13 protein-coding genes and 1 pseudogene are annotated in these 14,271 nt (G+C 63.6%); 11 read left to right on the top strand and 3 right to left on the bottom strand.

The window, feature by feature from the left end; translation table 11 throughout:
- Positions 1–37: 37 nt before the first annotated feature.
- The 3 genes and pseudogenes from HUTA_RS06470 (at position 38) to HUTA_RS06460 (ending at position 3,788) form a co-directional block, all read left to right on the top strand.
- Positions 38–1,810, top strand: a complete 1,773-nt coding sequence (locus tag HUTA_RS06470; protein WP_015789077.1) for a nitrite/sulfite reductase — start codon at positions 38–40, stop codon at positions 1,808–1,810.
- Positions 1,785–3,299: pseudogene (locus tag HUTA_RS06465) on the top strand (Coenzyme F420 hydrogenase/dehydrogenase, beta subunit C-terminal domain); the annotation flags it as partial. The gene HUTA_RS06470 and the pseudogene HUTA_RS06465, both read left to right, overlap by 26 nt.
- A gap of 69 nt (positions 3,300–3,368) precedes the next feature.
- The gene (locus HUTA_RS06460) at positions 3,369–3,788 is read left to right on the top strand and encodes a hypothetical protein (protein ID WP_015789075.1); all 420 of its coding nucleotides are present in this window, start codon (positions 3,369–3,371) and stop codon (positions 3,786–3,788) included.
- On the opposite strand, the gene HUTA_RS06455 is transcribed toward HUTA_RS06460, so the two are convergent.
- Together HUTA_RS06455 and HUTA_RS06450 are read right to left on the bottom strand one after the other, a co-directional pair.
- Positions 3,789–4,127, bottom strand: a complete 339-nt coding sequence (locus tag HUTA_RS06455; protein ID WP_015789074.1) for a nuclear transport factor 2 family protein — start codon at positions 4,125–4,127, stop codon at positions 3,789–3,791.
- 62 nt (positions 4,128–4,189) lie between these two features.
- Entirely contained in the window at positions 4,190–5,641 is a 1,452-nt protein-coding gene (locus HUTA_RS06450; RefSeq protein WP_015789073.1) for a redoxin domain-containing protein, read from the bottom strand.
- A 138-nt stretch (positions 5,642–5,779) separates the two neighbouring features.
- On the opposite strand from HUTA_RS06450, the gene HUTA_RS06445 reads away from it, so the two are divergent.
- Positions 5,780–6,280, top strand: a complete 501-nt coding sequence (locus HUTA_RS06445) for a DUF367 family protein (RefSeq protein WP_015789072.1) — start codon at positions 5,780–5,782, stop codon at positions 6,278–6,280.
- Positions 6,281–6,306: 26 nt separating this feature from the next.
- Here the strand turns inward: HUTA_RS06445 and HUTA_RS06440 are convergent, their stop codons facing one another.
- A complete protein-coding gene (locus tag HUTA_RS06440) occupies positions 6,307–7,350 on the bottom strand; it encodes an enolase-like domain-containing protein (protein ID WP_015789071.1) in 1,044 nt (347 codons plus the stop codon).
- Positions 7,351–7,444: 94 nt separating this feature from the next.
- Here HUTA_RS06440 and HUTA_RS06435 point away from each other — a divergent pair, with 94 nt between their 5' ends.
- From HUTA_RS06435 to HUTA_RS06405, 7 genes are all read left to right on the top strand, one after another.
- On the top strand, positions 7,445–7,594 hold the full coding sequence (locus HUTA_RS06435) for a 50S ribosomal protein L40e (RefSeq protein ID WP_015789070.1): 150 nt from the start codon (positions 7,445–7,447) through the stop codon (positions 7,592–7,594).
- Between the two features lie 142 nt (positions 7,595–7,736).
- The gene (locus tag HUTA_RS06430; RefSeq protein ID WP_015789069.1) at positions 7,737–8,645 is read left to right on the top strand and encodes an MBL fold metallo-hydrolase; all 909 of its coding nucleotides are present in this window, start codon (positions 7,737–7,739) and stop codon (positions 8,643–8,645) included.
- 105 nt (positions 8,646–8,750) lie between these two features.
- Positions 8,751–10,595 (top strand): NAD-binding protein, encoded by a 1,845-nt coding sequence (locus HUTA_RS06425; RefSeq protein WP_049941428.1) that lies wholly within the window; start codon positions 8,751–8,753, stop codon positions 10,593–10,595.
- A 48-nt stretch (positions 10,596–10,643) separates the two neighbouring features.
- A complete protein-coding gene (locus HUTA_RS06420; RefSeq protein ID WP_015789067.1) occupies positions 10,644–11,675 on the top strand; it encodes a sodium:calcium antiporter in 1,032 nt (343 codons plus the stop codon).
- 216 nt (positions 11,676–11,891) lie between these two features.
- Positions 11,892–12,077 (top strand): hypothetical protein, encoded by a 186-nt coding sequence (locus tag HUTA_RS15845; RefSeq protein ID WP_015789066.1) that lies wholly within the window; start codon positions 11,892–11,894, stop codon positions 12,075–12,077.
- Between the two features lie 135 nt (positions 12,078–12,212).
- A complete protein-coding gene (locus HUTA_RS06410; RefSeq protein WP_015789065.1) occupies positions 12,213–13,094 on the top strand; it encodes a potassium channel family protein in 882 nt (293 codons plus the stop codon).
- Positions 13,095–13,590: 496 nt separating this feature from the next.
- Positions 13,591–14,232 carry a TasA family protein gene (locus tag HUTA_RS06405; RefSeq protein WP_015789064.1) on the top strand — a complete coding sequence of 214 codons (642 nt, stop codon included), beginning with the start codon at positions 13,591–13,593 and terminating at the stop codon, positions 14,230–14,232.
- The last annotated feature ends 39 nt before the right edge of the window (positions 14,233–14,271 follow it).

Here is a 14,271-nt window from a genome sequence, read left to right as displayed (position 1 = left end):
GATTATCCGTGCGGGTACAGTATGACCTGTCAGATAAATGAATACAGTCGAACAGTGGAAACAGGAGAAACACCCCCTCGACGTGATCGAGGACGTCACGGAATACGCAGAGGATGGCCTCTCCTTTTCCGAGATCGAGGATCGGGCGGGCGACGGCGAGTGGGAGCGCCTGAAGTGGGCCGGGCTGTACGCCCACGGTGAGCACGACGATTTCTTCATGAAACGGACGAAGGTGCCCGGCGGGTACCTCACGCCCGAGCAGGCCGAGGTGATCGGCGAGGTGGCCGAGGAATACGCCACCGCTCCAGCCGAACACGGTGGCGAGGACCAGAACGAAATCTGGGGCGACGCGTATCTCGACATCACGACGCGTCAGGACATCCAGATGCACTGGATCGAGGTCGAGGACGTCCCCGAGATCTGGGCGACCTACGACGAGGTCGGCCTGACGACGGTCCAGGGGTGTGGCGACTCCGCGCGGAACGTCCTGGGGTGTCCGGCCGCCGGCCTGGACGGCCACGAGTGCTTCGACGCCCAGCCCGTGATCGATGCCGTCAACGAGTTCTTCACGGAGAACCGGGAGTACGCCAACCTGCCCCGGAAGTTCAAGATGACGATCACCGGCTGTGCCCACGATTGTGGCCAGTCCCAGATCAACGACGTCGGGCTGACGCCGGCCCGGAAGGAAGTGGACGTCTCCGGCGAAGCCGGAGGCTCGTCGGACTCGTCCGACGGTGGGAAGGACATCTACGGCTTCCACTGCAAGGTCGGCGGCGGGCTCTCCGATGGCCCGCGGATGGCCACGCAGATGGATGTCTTTGTTCCACCCGAAGACGCTGTCGAGTTCTGTCGTGCCATCGCCCAGACGTTCAAGGAGCTGGGCGATCGGTCGAATCGCGGCGTCTGCCGGATGCGCTACCTTGTCGAGCAGCTCGGCACCGAGGAGTTCGAGGCTGCGGTCCGACGGCGCTGTAGCGTCGATCTCCCGGAGAGCGGCGTCGACCTCACCGAGGGCTACGCCGGCGATCACGTCGGCGTCCACGACCAGAAACAGGACGGCCTGAAGTACGTCGGCTTCAACGTGATCGCGGGCCGGATGAGCGGCGAGGAGTTCGTCGAGGCCGCCCGCGCGGCGAAGAAATACGGCACCGACGACGCCTCGATCCGGCTGGCGACCGACCAGAACTTCCTGATCACGCACATTCCGGCCGAGAACGTCGGCGACCTCATGGCCGAACCGTTCGCCCGGAAGTACAGCCCCGATCCCGGGCCCTTCTCTCGGGGCGCGGTCGGCTGTACCGGCTCGGAGTTCTGCAACTACGGCATCATCGAGACGAAGAATCGGGTCTACCGGTGGGCGAAGGCCCTCGACCGCCGCATCGAGACGCCCGACGATCTGGATGTCGTCCGGATGCACATGTCCGGCTGTTCGGCCTCCTGCGCCCAGCCACAGATCGCCGACATCGGGTTCCGCGGGGAGACGGTGAAGGTCGACGATCCCGAGGACTCGACGAATTTCGAGGGCGACGCCATCGTCGAGGGGATGGACTTCGGCCTGGGCGGCGCGCTCGGGACCGACAACGAGTTCCTCGATTGGGTCGAGACCGCGGTGCCCGCCCGGGCGGTGATTCCCGCCCTGGAGGAACTGTTCGCGGCCTACACCGAGGAGCGCAACGAGGGCGAACGGTTCTACGCGTGGTGTCGCCGTGTCGAGAACGACCGCCTGCGATCGATCATGCAGCGGGCCGACGCGCCCGTCGCGGCCGGGGTCGCCCAGGAGACGGGCGGCCGGGGGTCGAGTGATGACTGATGACCCGCTGCCGGGCGTCCCTGGCGGTCGCGACGAGTCGGAACGTGACCAGGGCGACGCCTGTGGCTGTGGATCGTCCTGTGGCTGTGGCGGACAGACCACATCGGGCGGAACGGCCGATGTCCGGTCAGACGGTGGCTCGAAGCCAGCGAACGTCGACGAGCACGGCCAGCTTCGGGACACCGAGTTTACCGAACCCGCCGCCGACGAGAGCCAGGACGTCTACGAGACGCCGCCCGACCAGCGCGTCCAGCGCCCCGGCGAAGAGCACCTCGAACTCGACACGCCCTCGTACGAGATCCGCTCGCGGATGAGCGACATCGAGACGCCCGACGAGAAGACGTGGTTCATGGAACTCGACGACGCCGTCATCGACGACGGGCGGTGCATCCAGTGTGGGACCTGCGTCGCCTCGTGTCCCAGCGACTCCATCGGCGTCGACGAAAATGGCTTGCCCGAACTCGTCAAGATGTGCACCGGCTGCTCGCTGTGCTGGGACTTCTGTCCCCGCGGTGGCCTCCGGTACGAACGCCAGTGGAAGATCACGGGCGGCGACGACAACGTCTCCGGGGCCGGCGATCCGATCACCGAGTTCTCGGCGAAGGTCGAGGACGACTGGCGGGAGAACGCCCAGGACGGCGGGCTCGTCACGAGCGTGCTGTGCCACCTGCTGGAGGCTGGCGAGATCGACGGCGCGCTCATCGCCACCGAGAGCGACGAGGACCCCTGGAAGGCCGAGGCCTTTCTCGCCACGTCCCCCGAGGAGTGCATCGAAAACGCCGGGTCGATCTACACCCAGACGATGGCGCTGGGGAATCTCGACTTGCAGCAGTGGGATCACAAGATCGACGGGCTGATCGAGGACGCCTCGCTTGCCCTCGTGGGCACGCCCTGCGAGATCGAGGGGATCCGCGCCCTGCAGGACTTCGAGTGGGAGTACGGCAGCCACGAGGAGGGCGTCCGGGCGATAGACTACGCCATCGCGTTGATGTGTACGAAGAACTTCAACTACGAGCGCCTGATGGGCGAGCAACTCGTCGAACAGCGGGACATCGACCTCGACAACGTGGGCAAGATGGACGTCCTCGACGGGAAGATGATGGTGTACGACCGCGACGGCGAGTTGATCGTCGACGAGGACGTCGAAAACTTCCACGACGCCGCGCTGAAGGGCTGTGACGAGTGTGCGGACTTCACCGGCTACTGTGCGGACCTGACGGTCGGCTCCGTCGGATCGAGCGACGAGTACTCCTCGGTGATCGTCCGCACCGAGGCGGGACTGGACGCCTGGAACCTGACCAAGGACGATCTGGACTATCACGACCTGGAGGACCGCTCGGCCGTCGGCGGTCTGCAGTCCTGGGACAAGAAGAAAGCGTTCGACGCCTTAGAGCGCCCGTTCGACCCCGACGCGCCACGATTCATCGAGTACACCGACCACGTCGAGGACTACGGGACGACCATGAATCCTCATGACGAGGGCCATTGAGGCGCGGCCTCGAATAGGGACTCCCGCGATCCCGAACACCTATTTGCATCAATCGAAAATAATGTTGTAGTGTCGCTGCTTTCGAGCGAGTCGACCACGGCGGGCCAGATTGCTCGTCTCTTTGCCGCCGAGACGGCGGAGTACGTCAAACTGCTCGTGGTCTGGGCGTTGATAAGTCTGGCCGTCGGTCCCAGCGTGCCGCGAGCCACGTTCGTTGCAGTCGTCCTCGCTGTGATGGATGTCGGTGATCGGCGGCCCGCTGTCGGGAGCGCGCTCGCATTCTTGGGTGTGACAGTGTTTCTCTTTCCGGTTGCCTTCTGGTGGTTTTTCGTCCCCGGCTGGTCGTGGGTGTATCTGCCCACACGGGTTGCCATTCTCGCGATCAGCTTCGTGGTCGCGTTCCACTGGGGGGTGATCGAGACGGGCCGACGGCTTCGTCGGGCGCTCGAACGGGTCGTGAAAACCGGCCACCGTGCGGGTGCTCATTGACTACCTGGTGTACGTCCGCACTGATTCGATTCCGTCATCTCCGAATCCGAAGACATCCACGAAGGCAGCCATTTTCTCGCCGTCATCGTCGAGCAGTCGGCCACGGACGGCGAGTTCGCCGTCGCCGTCGCGATAGATCGCGTCGATCGGGTGGCTCGTCTCCCGGTTCGGTCGCTCCTCCCGCATGAACTGGACGAACCGGTCGCGTCCGTCGAGGGTGAGTCCCGGACGGTCGTGGACGAAATCGGGAGCGAGCAGCGAAGTCAACCGATCGTAGTCGTGATCGTCCAGGGCGTCATAGAACGATCGCACGCGGTCTGCGGGATCGTCAGTGGGCATACTCGACCCACGACGACCGGACACAAGGGCCTCTCGACTCGGGCGTGGCTGCTCGGCCGAGCCTATTCTGAGCGCTCATCGTCGGCTGCTGTCTCGTCACTCTGGGACTGGAGTTCCTCGGCGATCTCCTCGATTTCTTCGTCCGTGACGTCCGCTTCGGCGTCCGCAGCTGTGTCGCTCGTCTCGGTCTCGCCGGTCGCTTCATTCTCATGACCGGTCTCGGCTTCCCGCTGGGCCGGTCTGTCGCTACCCTCGGTCTCGGCCGGTCCGTTCTGCCCGCGTGACCCATCGGGCGGTTGCTCCCCCGCATCTGTTTTTGCCTCTCCTTCGTCGGTGGCGTCGGCCGGCTCGATGCTCTCGTCGGCTTCGGCCAGTGCGTCGGCGATCTGATCGTCCTCGGCCCCGCCGGGGTCGTCGATCTCCATTCCCGCCCCGGCGTACTCGCGCATTCGCCTGGCTGTCTCGGTATCCGGGTCGTCATGATCCGGCAACTCGTCGTCATCATCGGTCTCGATCGTCACCTCCTCGAGTTCGAGGTCGACACCGCCGGCCGCCGCCCCCTCGTCCATGCCTGACCGAATCGCCTCCATCGCGGAGACGGTGTCGTCGTCCTCGAGTGCGTCGGGATCGATGGTTATCTCGTCGTCCTCGACAGTGATGTCGTCTGGATCGAGCGGCTCGGCCAGGTCCCGAGCCGTCTCTAAGGGTGATTCGGCGTCCGAACGGTAGGCGTTGCCCTCCTCGCCGTCACCACTCGAGAAGGCGTCGGCCGCCTCGGCGAGCCAGTCGGCGGCCTGCCAGAGTGCGTTCGCCTTCCGCCGGGCACGCTCGAAGTGCTCTGACAGCCGATCGTCGTCGACGAACCGGCCGGCCGACGCGAACTGATCGGTGGCAGTCGTGAACTCCTCGCGGGCGCGTTCGAAGTCCGACCGGGAAACCATCCAGTCGTGGTCCTCGAACTCGCCCATCGCACTCGTGAACGCCCGGCGTCCTTCGATGTAGTGGGCGTGGGCGACTCGATATCGCGAGACTGCCGCCCTGTCCCCCCCGATGTCGCCGACCGCTCGCTGGATCGGTTCGGTTGGCGGGACCTTCCGGAGATCCTGTGTCGACCAGGTATACTGGACAACGCCATCCAGATCGATCACGAACACCGCCCGTTCAGCCAGGTGCTGACCGTGCTCGTCCTCGAAATCGACCCCGTAGGCGCTCGCGACCTCGCCGCGGGTGTCCGCAGCTAGCGGGATCGCCAGATCGTACTCCTCGGCGAACTTTCGATGGCTGAACACCGTGTCCGGCGCGATCCCGATCACGGCGACGTCCGGCTGCATCGTGAACAGATCCAGTTCGTCGAGGTCGCTTTCTTCGCCACACGCCGGATTGAAGTCGCCGGGATAGAACGCCAGAATGACGATCCGATCGCCGAGGTACTCGTCCAGCGACACCGTCTCGATGTCGCCCTCGACGACCGCAGGGAGCGTAAAGGCTGGCGGTTGTTCACCCGGCGACAGCATTGGTGGGGATTGTACTGCCGCCGGGATAAGGCTACCTCGCGCTTTCGTCGCCTGAAGACGCCCGGATCGGTGTTTCCCTGGGCGCGTGACCCGCTGGCGCTCCGGGGAGTTTTTGTCCCGCTGGCCGCTAGCTCGCCCGTGGAGTTACACGTCCGCTACGAGGGTGACGACGATCCCGAGAAGTGCACGGCCCGGAAACTCGACCGCATGGACATGGTGACGCTCCATCGATCGGCCCGGGCGACGCCGGCCGGGGTCGTGCTTAATCCCTTCGCCGACCGCGCACTCTCACCGGCCGACGCCGATCACGACCGGCTGGTCGCGCTGGATTGTTCCTGGGAGACAGCCGAACGGGAGGCCTTCGACTTCGCGGGCGTCCAGCGATCCTTGCCGTTTCTGGTCGCTGCCAATCCCGTCAACTACGGGACGCCGTTCCAGTTGAACACCGTCGAGGCGCTGGCCGGCGGGCTGGTCATCCTCGGCGAGCGCGCCCACGCCGAACGCATCCTCTCGAAGTTCCGGTGGGGCCATACGTTCCTGGAACTCAACGCCGAGCCCCTCGAACGCTACGCCAACTGTGGGGATTCCAGCGAGGTCGTCGCCGTCCAGGAGGAGTACCTCGTCGAGGAGTCGGCGTAGCGAGGTGGGCCCTTCGATCCAGGTCCTCAGTGCGTACCGAAACCGGGCGTCTGCTCCGGCGGACCCAGCGGACTCGCTGGCAGTCCACCTTCGACATCGGGGTCGTTGAACGCGCTCGGGGCGACGTCGTTCGGGCCGTCGGGATAGCACAGTGACGCCAGTGTCTGGATCTGTGAGCGGCCGACGTCGAGTTCGAACTGGCCACCGCCGTACATCGTGATATCGTTTTCCTGACAGTACGAGACGACGTCACAGAGCCCTTCGACGCTGCCGATCCGGGAGGGCTTGACGTTGACCCATTCCGGCTCGAACGGGAGTGACTCGATCGCGTCGACGTCTGTGATGGGGACGTCCCACGAGAGTCGGTCGGCGTGGTCGGCAAGCAACGGCTGGGTCTCCTCGCTGGTCGCCGGATCTTCGACGATCGCGTCGGGGAACGCGCCGAACACCCGTTCGTATAGGGTCGCGTTGGGTGGCTGGTGGACGTCGGCGTGGGCGTATTGCCCTTTCAGATCCAGGATCCGGACGGCATCGATCGCAGCCAGCCGATCGATCAGTTCGGCCGTCCACTCCGGCGTCGGGTCGAGTTTGAGTTCGACGTCCGGATACGCCTCCCGCAACTGGGCGATCCGATCGAATGAGGGTGACTCGCCGAGGGTCGTACTCACGACGAACCGGACCGGCTCGGGGGATCGATCGACCGCTTCGCCGAGGGAAACTCCGGCCTGTCGAAGCCCCAGGTCGAGGGCTGCGCTTTCGAGGGCCCACCGCCGGTATCGCCGGGAGGGGGGTCGCTGCGGTCCTCCCGGAAAGAGATCCATGGACTCCACCCGTTCGGCAAACTCATCGAGTGTGTAGCTCCCCTCGATCGAAAAGCCCCCTGACTCGGCAAGTGCGCGATGGTCCTCTTCGTCGTAGGTGACGTCCTCGCCCCGACCGACGCGTTCCTCGCCCCGCAGCGTGATTGTCGTCGTCGTTCGCGTGAACCCACTCGAGGTCTCCTGTTCTTGCTGTCGTAGTTCGATGTCGTCGATCGTGACCGAAAGATCGGCAACGTCTGCGTAGTCCATGTCGCCTCCTGTGATCGAAGCGGCATAAGCAATGTGTCGCCGGAAGAAGCTGGTCTCGCAAACGTTATACGCCCACACCGGCAAGCGAGGCCATATGGCTCAATTCGACAAGGCAGAGGGGCGAACCCTCGACAAGCAGATCTGCATGCGCTGTAACGCCCGCAACCCCGAACGTGCCGACCGCTGTCGGAAGTGTGGCTACGGCAACCTCCGTCCGAAGGCCAAGGAACCACGAAACGCCTGATTCGACGGACGAGACGTCCTGGGTCCGTTTTCCGACCGGCTCTCGGGTTCACGCGTTTCGATCGGTCGCGCTTCCCGATGGGCCACCTCGCACTCGCGCCCGGTTGGAAGCCCTTTTCTCGCGCCAACGCACACTGTCGGGCATGGGAATCGGTGACGTCAGACAGGTAGCGACTGGGTCGTGTTCGGATCTCTGGTTCGTCGACACCGGCATGTACGCGGTGAGCCAGTACGGGTCGGTGTATATCCTCGACGCCGAGCGGCCGGCGATCGTCGAGACCGGGATCGGGACCCACCACGACCGGATTCTGGATGCACTCGAAGAAGTTGGACTGGCCCCCGAAGCGATCGAGGTGATCGCGGTCACGCACGTCCACCTCGATCACGCGGGCGGGGCCGGATTCCTGGCCGAGGCGTGTCCGAACGCGTCGATCGTGGTCCACGAGATCGGGGCTCCCCATCTGGCTGCTCCCGAACGTCTCTGGGCGGGAACCAAACAGGCTGTCGGCGACCAGATCACCCACTACGTCGAACCGGAACCCGTCCCCGAGGCGCGGATCCGGGAAATCGAAGACGGCGATCGGATCGACCTCGGCGATCACGCACTTCGCGCCCATCACGCACCGGGCCACGCCCCGCATCAGGTGGTGTACGAGGATCCGGCCAACGACGCCGTCTTCACCGGTGACGCGGCCGGACTGTACGTCCCCGAACGTGGGCGAGTGGAGCCGACTTCGCCGCCACCGGACTTCGACCTGGAGCAGGCCCTCCGGGACGTCGAGACGATCCAGGCCATCGACCCGGAGACGTTGCTGTACTCCCACTTCGGGCCAGCGATGGCGACCGGGCAACTGGCTGAGTACGCACGGACGCTGAGTGACTGGGTGCAGGCCGTGGCGGCGGCACGGGCGGAACTCGAAGACGACGACGCCGTGATCGAGCACTTCGCCGGCGAGACGGCCGCCAGCGACATCTGGGGGCCCGATAAGGGACGCGGCGAGACTGCAATGAATGTGAGAGGTGTGCTAACATACCTTGACCGGACAGCGTGACACCGCCGGAATCGCCCGTTTTATGCCGATCGGGCGTGTGCTGGATGGTATGGAGGTATCCCCGTGAGCGCAGGCGGCGCGGACGTGATCGTCCTGCTGGTCGCGATGATCTTCGCGCTCGGCGTCGGCGCACAACTGCTGGCGGCGCGCTTGCGCCTCCCGAGCATCATCTTCTACATCGCGGCCGGACTGGCGATCGGACCGCTGTCCGGGTTCGTCCTCCCGTCACGGTTGTTCTCGCTGGAAACCTTCGGTGCCGGGCCACTCTCGGCGATCGTCGGCCTCTCGGTGGCGATCATCGTCTTCGAGGGGGCCTTCCATCTCCATCTGGACCGGTTGCGCGAAGCGCCGGCGGCGACGTTCAGGCTGGTCACCCTTGGTGCGGGTATCGCGCTTGTCGGGACGGCTGTCGCCGTCAAACTTGCTTTCGGAACCGCCACCTGGGGGTTGTCGTTTTTGATCGGTGCGTTGCTCGTGGCAACGGGGCCGACCGTCATCGCTCCCATCCTGCAGGTCGTGCCAGTTCGGGACCGCGTCGCTGCCGCACTGGAAACCGAGGGGATCGTCAACGACGTGACGGCGGCGATCACCGCGGTCGTGGTCTTCGAGGTTGTCGTTCTCAGCGGTAACCCGCCCGTCGAACTGCTCAGTGCGTTCGCCGAACGCCTCGGCCAGGGCGTTCTGGTCGGGGTGATCGTCGCCGGCGTTGTCTACTACCTGTTGCGGTACATCGACCTCTCGCCGGGCGATGCCCCGCGGAACGCCCGACTGCTGGTGCTCGCCGGCGCGATCGTCTCGTATGCCGGCGCGAACTATCTCTCGGGTGAGGCCGGCGTCGCCGCTGCTGCGACGGCGGGGATCGTCCTGGGCAACCTTGACATCCCCTACGAGGAGGATATCACCGCCTTCAAGGGTGACGTGACGTTGCTCGTGCTATCCTTTGTGTTCATCACGCTGGCGGCGATCCTCGAACTGGAGGTCCTGTTTGATGTCCTGGTGCCCGGATTGATCGTCGCGGTCGCGGTCGCGGCGGTGATCCGACCCCTCTTGATGTACGTCTCGACGGTCGGTGGCCGATTCACCTTCGGCGAACGGGCGTTCATGAGCTTCGTCGGCCCGCGTGGGATCATCCCGGCGTCCGTCGCGACGCTGTTCGCCATCGAACTGCAGTCACAGGGCATGGCCGCCGAGGCCAACGTTCTGATCGGTACCGTCTTCCTGGTTATCCTTGCCACGGCCGTCGTCGAGGGCGGCCTGGCGAGATACGTGGCACAATACTTCGACGTGATACCAATGCGAGTCATCATCGTGGGCGGCGGCCGCGTCGGCCGTGCGCTCGCCGACCGGTTAGAGGATCGTGGAGAGAACGTCGTCATCATCGAGGACGACGAAACACAGGTCGAGGAAATCCGAAACGACGGGTTCACCGCAATTATCGGCGACGGAACGGATACTGACGTGTTACGGGAATCCGGGGCGAACAACGCCAAGACAGTGGTCGCCGCGACAGGCGACGACGACACCAACCTGCTCGTCGCCCAGCTTGCAAGCACGAACTTCGAGATCGAGGACGTCATCGCTCGGGCGAACAACCCCGACAATGTCGAGGCGTTCGAGGATCTGGGTGTCCGGACGATTTCCTCGTCGATGGCGGTCGCGTGGGCGATCGACAACCAGATCGAGCGCCCGGCGATCGCCCACTGGATGACGGACATCGACCGCGTCGGTGACGTTCAGGAAGTGGAAGTGACCAGCGAGAACTTGATCGGTCGGTCCCTCCGCGAGATCGGTCCGGAACTTCCCGATTCCTGTCTGATCGCACTCGTCAACCGTGACGGCGAGACGATCGTTCCGAACGCGGAGTTTACGATCCAGGCAGGCGACAAGGTGACGCTGCTGGGCGAGAGCGATGCCGTCCGCGAGGGCATGGCATTCTGTCACCAGTCATAGAACACGTGATTCGCTGAACGAGATGATCTTTGTGAGGAACACACAAACATGAGTAGCGGTGTCCTGGCCGACGTGGCGATCGTTCTCCTCACGTCGAGTGCGATCTGGCTCGGGAGCGGGTGGCTCGAAGCGGCTAGCGATCGACTCGCTACCCACTACGGACTCCCACAGGTCGTCCAGGGGGCGGTGATCGCGGCCGTGGGATCGAGCATGCCCGAACTCGCGACCGTCGTCATCGCTGGACTGGCCGGCTCGCTCGCCCTCGGCGTCGGTGGGATCGTCGGCTCCGCGATCTTCAACGTTCTCGTCATCCCTGCTCTCGCCGGGCTCTTGACCGACGATCCGATCGAGTCCAACCGAACGCTCGTCTACAAGGAGGCCCAGTTTTACATGCTCGCAGTCTCGGTCCTGCTGATCACGTTCGCGCTGGGGGTCATCTACTACCCCGTCGACGGTGTCGCCCTGGCGGGGACGATCACCCGCCCGCTCGCAGTCCTCCCGTTGGCTCTCTACGGGCTGTACGTCTTCATTCAGTATCAGGACACCGCCGACCACCGGGCAAGTACGGTCCCGCCGACGGATGGCGATGACACCGATCCGCGTCGACAGTGGGGCCTGCTCGCGGCCGGCCTGGTCGTGATCGTTGTCGCCGTTCACTTTCTCGTCGAGTCGGTTTCCGCGCTGGCCGAAACCTTCGGTATTCCTGCCTTTCTACTCGGCGTGACGATCATCGCCGCCGCGACCAGCCTGCCGGACGCGCTGGTGAGCGTCCGCGCCGCTCGGGAGGATCGCGGCGTGACGTCGCTGGCGAACGTCCTCGGCTCGAACACGTTCGACCTGCTGGTGGCGATCCCAGTCGGTGTTCTCATTGTTGGGGACGCGGCAGTCGACTTCGCGATGGCTGTCCCGATGTTCGGCGTGCTCACGGCAGCAACGATCGCGCTTTTCACCGCGCTTCGGACTGATCTCTGGCTGTCCGATCGGGAGGCGCTCGGCTTGCTCGGTATCTACGCCCTGTTCGTGGGCTGGGTGGTCCTCGAAACACTGGACGTGCTCGTCGACCTGTTGCCGAACGCGTGAGCGAGCCCCCGTCACCCTGCCATCACGCGAGTCGCGCCCTGCCATGGTACTAGACGCCGTCGGCTGCTGGTGGGCTCTCCTCTCCGAGTTCCCATGCCGCCGGGATTCAGCAACCTGTGGAGCAGAAACACGCTTCTGTTCGATTCGTCTCTGTCCCTCGGCCGTCAACGCCCCGATCCTTTCTCCGTCCTTGGTGGGTCCCACCGGTAGAATCAGATGGTCTCAGTCACCGGCCTCCGACGGCGGTTCGAGTTCTCCCGGCGCAACGGGCTGATCGCGTACTACATCGTGGGTCTCGCGATCCTCATCGTCACCTACACAGTCGTCTACAACACGGCACTGCTGGTACTCGAGGGGGAATCCCAGTCTTCGCCTCCCTCGAGTTCATCGTCCAGACGATGACGACGACGGGGTACGGTCAGGACGCCGGGCTGTGGAGCCATCCCCTGATGTTCATCTTCGTGACACTGGCCTAGCTTTCGGGGATCGAAATCGGCTTTTTGACGCTCCGGCTGATCATCATCCCCCCTGTTCTCGGTGTCCGAACGCAATCTCGACGACCGGCTGTCGCCCAAACACGACCACGTCATCGTTTGTGAGTACCGCCGGGACTCGGCCGTGTTCCTGGACGAGCTCGACGAATTCGGGATCGAGTACGTCCTGCTGTCAGCTGACCGCGACGCGGCGACCGCGCTGAGTGACGACGGCTACGCGGCCATCCACGACTCCCCGCAGGACGCCGCCGCGCTGGAGCGGGCCGGGATCGACGAAGCGCGGGCCGTCATCACCGACGCCGGTGACGCCACCGTCAACACCATCCTGACGGTCCGATCGGTCGATCCCGACGTCGAGATCATCGCCCTGACCGACGACAGCGACATGCGGGAGATCCTCCTCGAAACCGGCGCGGACAGCGTCCTCTCGCCTCACGGCGTCCTCGGACATCGACTCGCCGAGAAGGCCGTCTCCGCGTTCAGTGCCGAGCTGTCCGACACGATCGACGTCGGAACCGACCTCGAGGTGACGGAGGTCCCGATCCCCCACGGGAGCCAGCTTATCGGGACCCGGATCCGGGACTCGGAGATCCGCGAGCGGACCGGCGCGACCGCCGTCGGCGCGTGGATCGACGGCGAACTCCAGTTGCCCCTGGATCCGGACGCGACCATCCAGCCCAACACCGTGTTGATCGTTACCGGTTCACACGACTGCCTGACAGTGTTCGGCGATGTCGTCCGCTCCGCCCACGCGTTCGATCGCCACGAGCGTATCGTCGTCGAGGACGACGCCGGCCACACGACGACTCTCGATCCCGACCGCTCCCTCACGGGCGAGGAACGCATCACGGTCGTCGGCTCCGACGAGTCGATCCAGCAGTTCCTCCGCCGGTACGACGCCTCGCCGACGGATATCGAGGGGTGAACGCTGTCGAGGCCGCCGAGACCCATGCGCGTCTGCCCACACTCTTCAAAATCGATACTCGCAGCTTCGGCCGCTCGATCCTGGATTTCTGTCTGCTGACAGTGTATTCTCGATAGATAGATCGTATGGGAATTAGTTTTCGCTGATGGAAACACTCAGGAAACACGCGTTTTGGAGTCTGAAACCAACGATATCACTGGTGATACTGTTCTCTCAAGAGATAGGATCGCTAAAACTAGCGAAATCGGGACAGAGAAGCGTTCTGATACGCTATTATCACGACGAGGTGTTGTGAGACTTCACAGTCTGAGCCGGATTGGTGGCGGGACGATCCGTATTCTGGCTATTCACTTGATTTTCTCCAGTTTTATACCTATTTATCAAATTTTTGCTTGCTTTTTCATGCGGAGAATAGACGTACGGTGATTTAAGTGGGTGTAGGGTGTCTACTTACGTAGAAACGCCTTTTGAGGGCGCAACCCACAGCGATCGAACTATGACAGAGGAAGACAGCAAATTCACACGGCGGCGTGTACTGGGCGGATTGATTACGGTCGGGGCCGCGAGTGCGGCGGCTGGTGCCGGGACGTTTGCGCTGTTCAGTGATTCGGAAACGAGTGACGGAAACACGGTACAGGCAGGAACGATAGAGCTTACAACTAATGAGGCTAGCATAAGCACCTTCACATTTGATGGAATAAAGCCGGGGGGGTCAGCGAATGAACATACGTGGACTCTAAAAAACACTGGGAGTATATCTGGTTCCTTAGATGTGTCTGTCACTGTCTCCGACAATAACGACGATGAGTCTATCACTGGCGATATCGATAAGGAAAAGTTTGCGAAGGCCGTGCAGGTGGATACCCTCAATTATGACGGCGGTCTGATTAGCAACATCAGTGGCGAAACGGATCCCAACGACGTATTCGACAATTCAAGTGCCAATCCTTACGAGTCCCTTTACGATTTAGCGAACAATGCCGATGGGGATGATGATCTAAGCAATCATGTAGATCCTGGAGATGGAACAGATTTCAAAATCGGACTCAGCTTGCATGAAGACGCTGGTAACGATTTCCAAGGCGAAGGAGTGGATGTAACGTTTGAGTTCATGCTGAACCAGCAGGACGGCCAATAAATCCGTCTTCGAAGCCCATTCCGAGTCCCGAAAGTGGGA

The organism is Halorhabdus utahensis DSM 12940 (assembly GCF_000023945.1).
Lineage (GTDB): Archaea > Halobacteriota > Halobacteria > Halobacteriales > Haloarculaceae > Halorhabdus > Halorhabdus utahensis.
The sequence above is the reverse complement of the archived record's forward strand: the minus strand, read 5'-3'. Positions and strand labels throughout refer to the sequence as shown.

Bases quoted from the DNA above. Each gene is read 5' to 3' on its own strand.
- HUTA_RS06440 (WP_015789071.1), bottom strand. From the start codon at position 7,350: ATGGACTACGCAGACGTTGCCGATCTTTCGGTCACGATCGACGACATC.
- HUTA_RS06470 (WP_015789077.1), top strand. From the start codon at position 38: ATGAATACAGTCGAACAGTGGAAACAGGAGAAACACCCCCTCGACGTG.
- HUTA_RS06435 (WP_015789070.1), top strand. From the start codon at position 7,445: ATGGCTCAATTCGACAAGGCAGAGGGGCGAACCCTCGACAAGCAGATC.
- HUTA_RS15845 (WP_015789066.1), top strand. From the start codon at position 11,892: ATGGTCTCAGTCACCGGCCTCCGACGGCGGTTCGAGTTCTCCCGGCGC.
- HUTA_RS06425 (WP_049941428.1), top strand. From the start codon at position 8,751: ATGATCTTCGCGCTCGGCGTCGGCGCACAACTGCTGGCGGCGCGCTTG.
- HUTA_RS06420 (WP_015789067.1), top strand. From the start codon at position 10,644: ATGAGTAGCGGTGTCCTGGCCGACGTGGCGATCGTTCTCCTCACGTCG.
- HUTA_RS06450 (WP_015789073.1), bottom strand. From the start codon at position 5,641: ATGCTGTCGCCGGGTGAACAACCGCCAGCCTTTACGCTCCCTGCGGTC.
- HUTA_RS06405 (WP_015789064.1), top strand. From the start codon at position 13,591: ATGACAGAGGAAGACAGCAAATTCACACGGCGGCGTGTACTGGGCGGA.
- HUTA_RS06455 (WP_015789074.1), bottom strand. From the start codon at position 4,127: ATGCCCACTGACGATCCCGCAGACCGCGTGCGATCGTTCTATGACGCC.
- HUTA_RS06430 (WP_015789069.1), top strand. From the start codon at position 7,737: ATGGGAATCGGTGACGTCAGACAGGTAGCGACTGGGTCGTGTTCGGAT.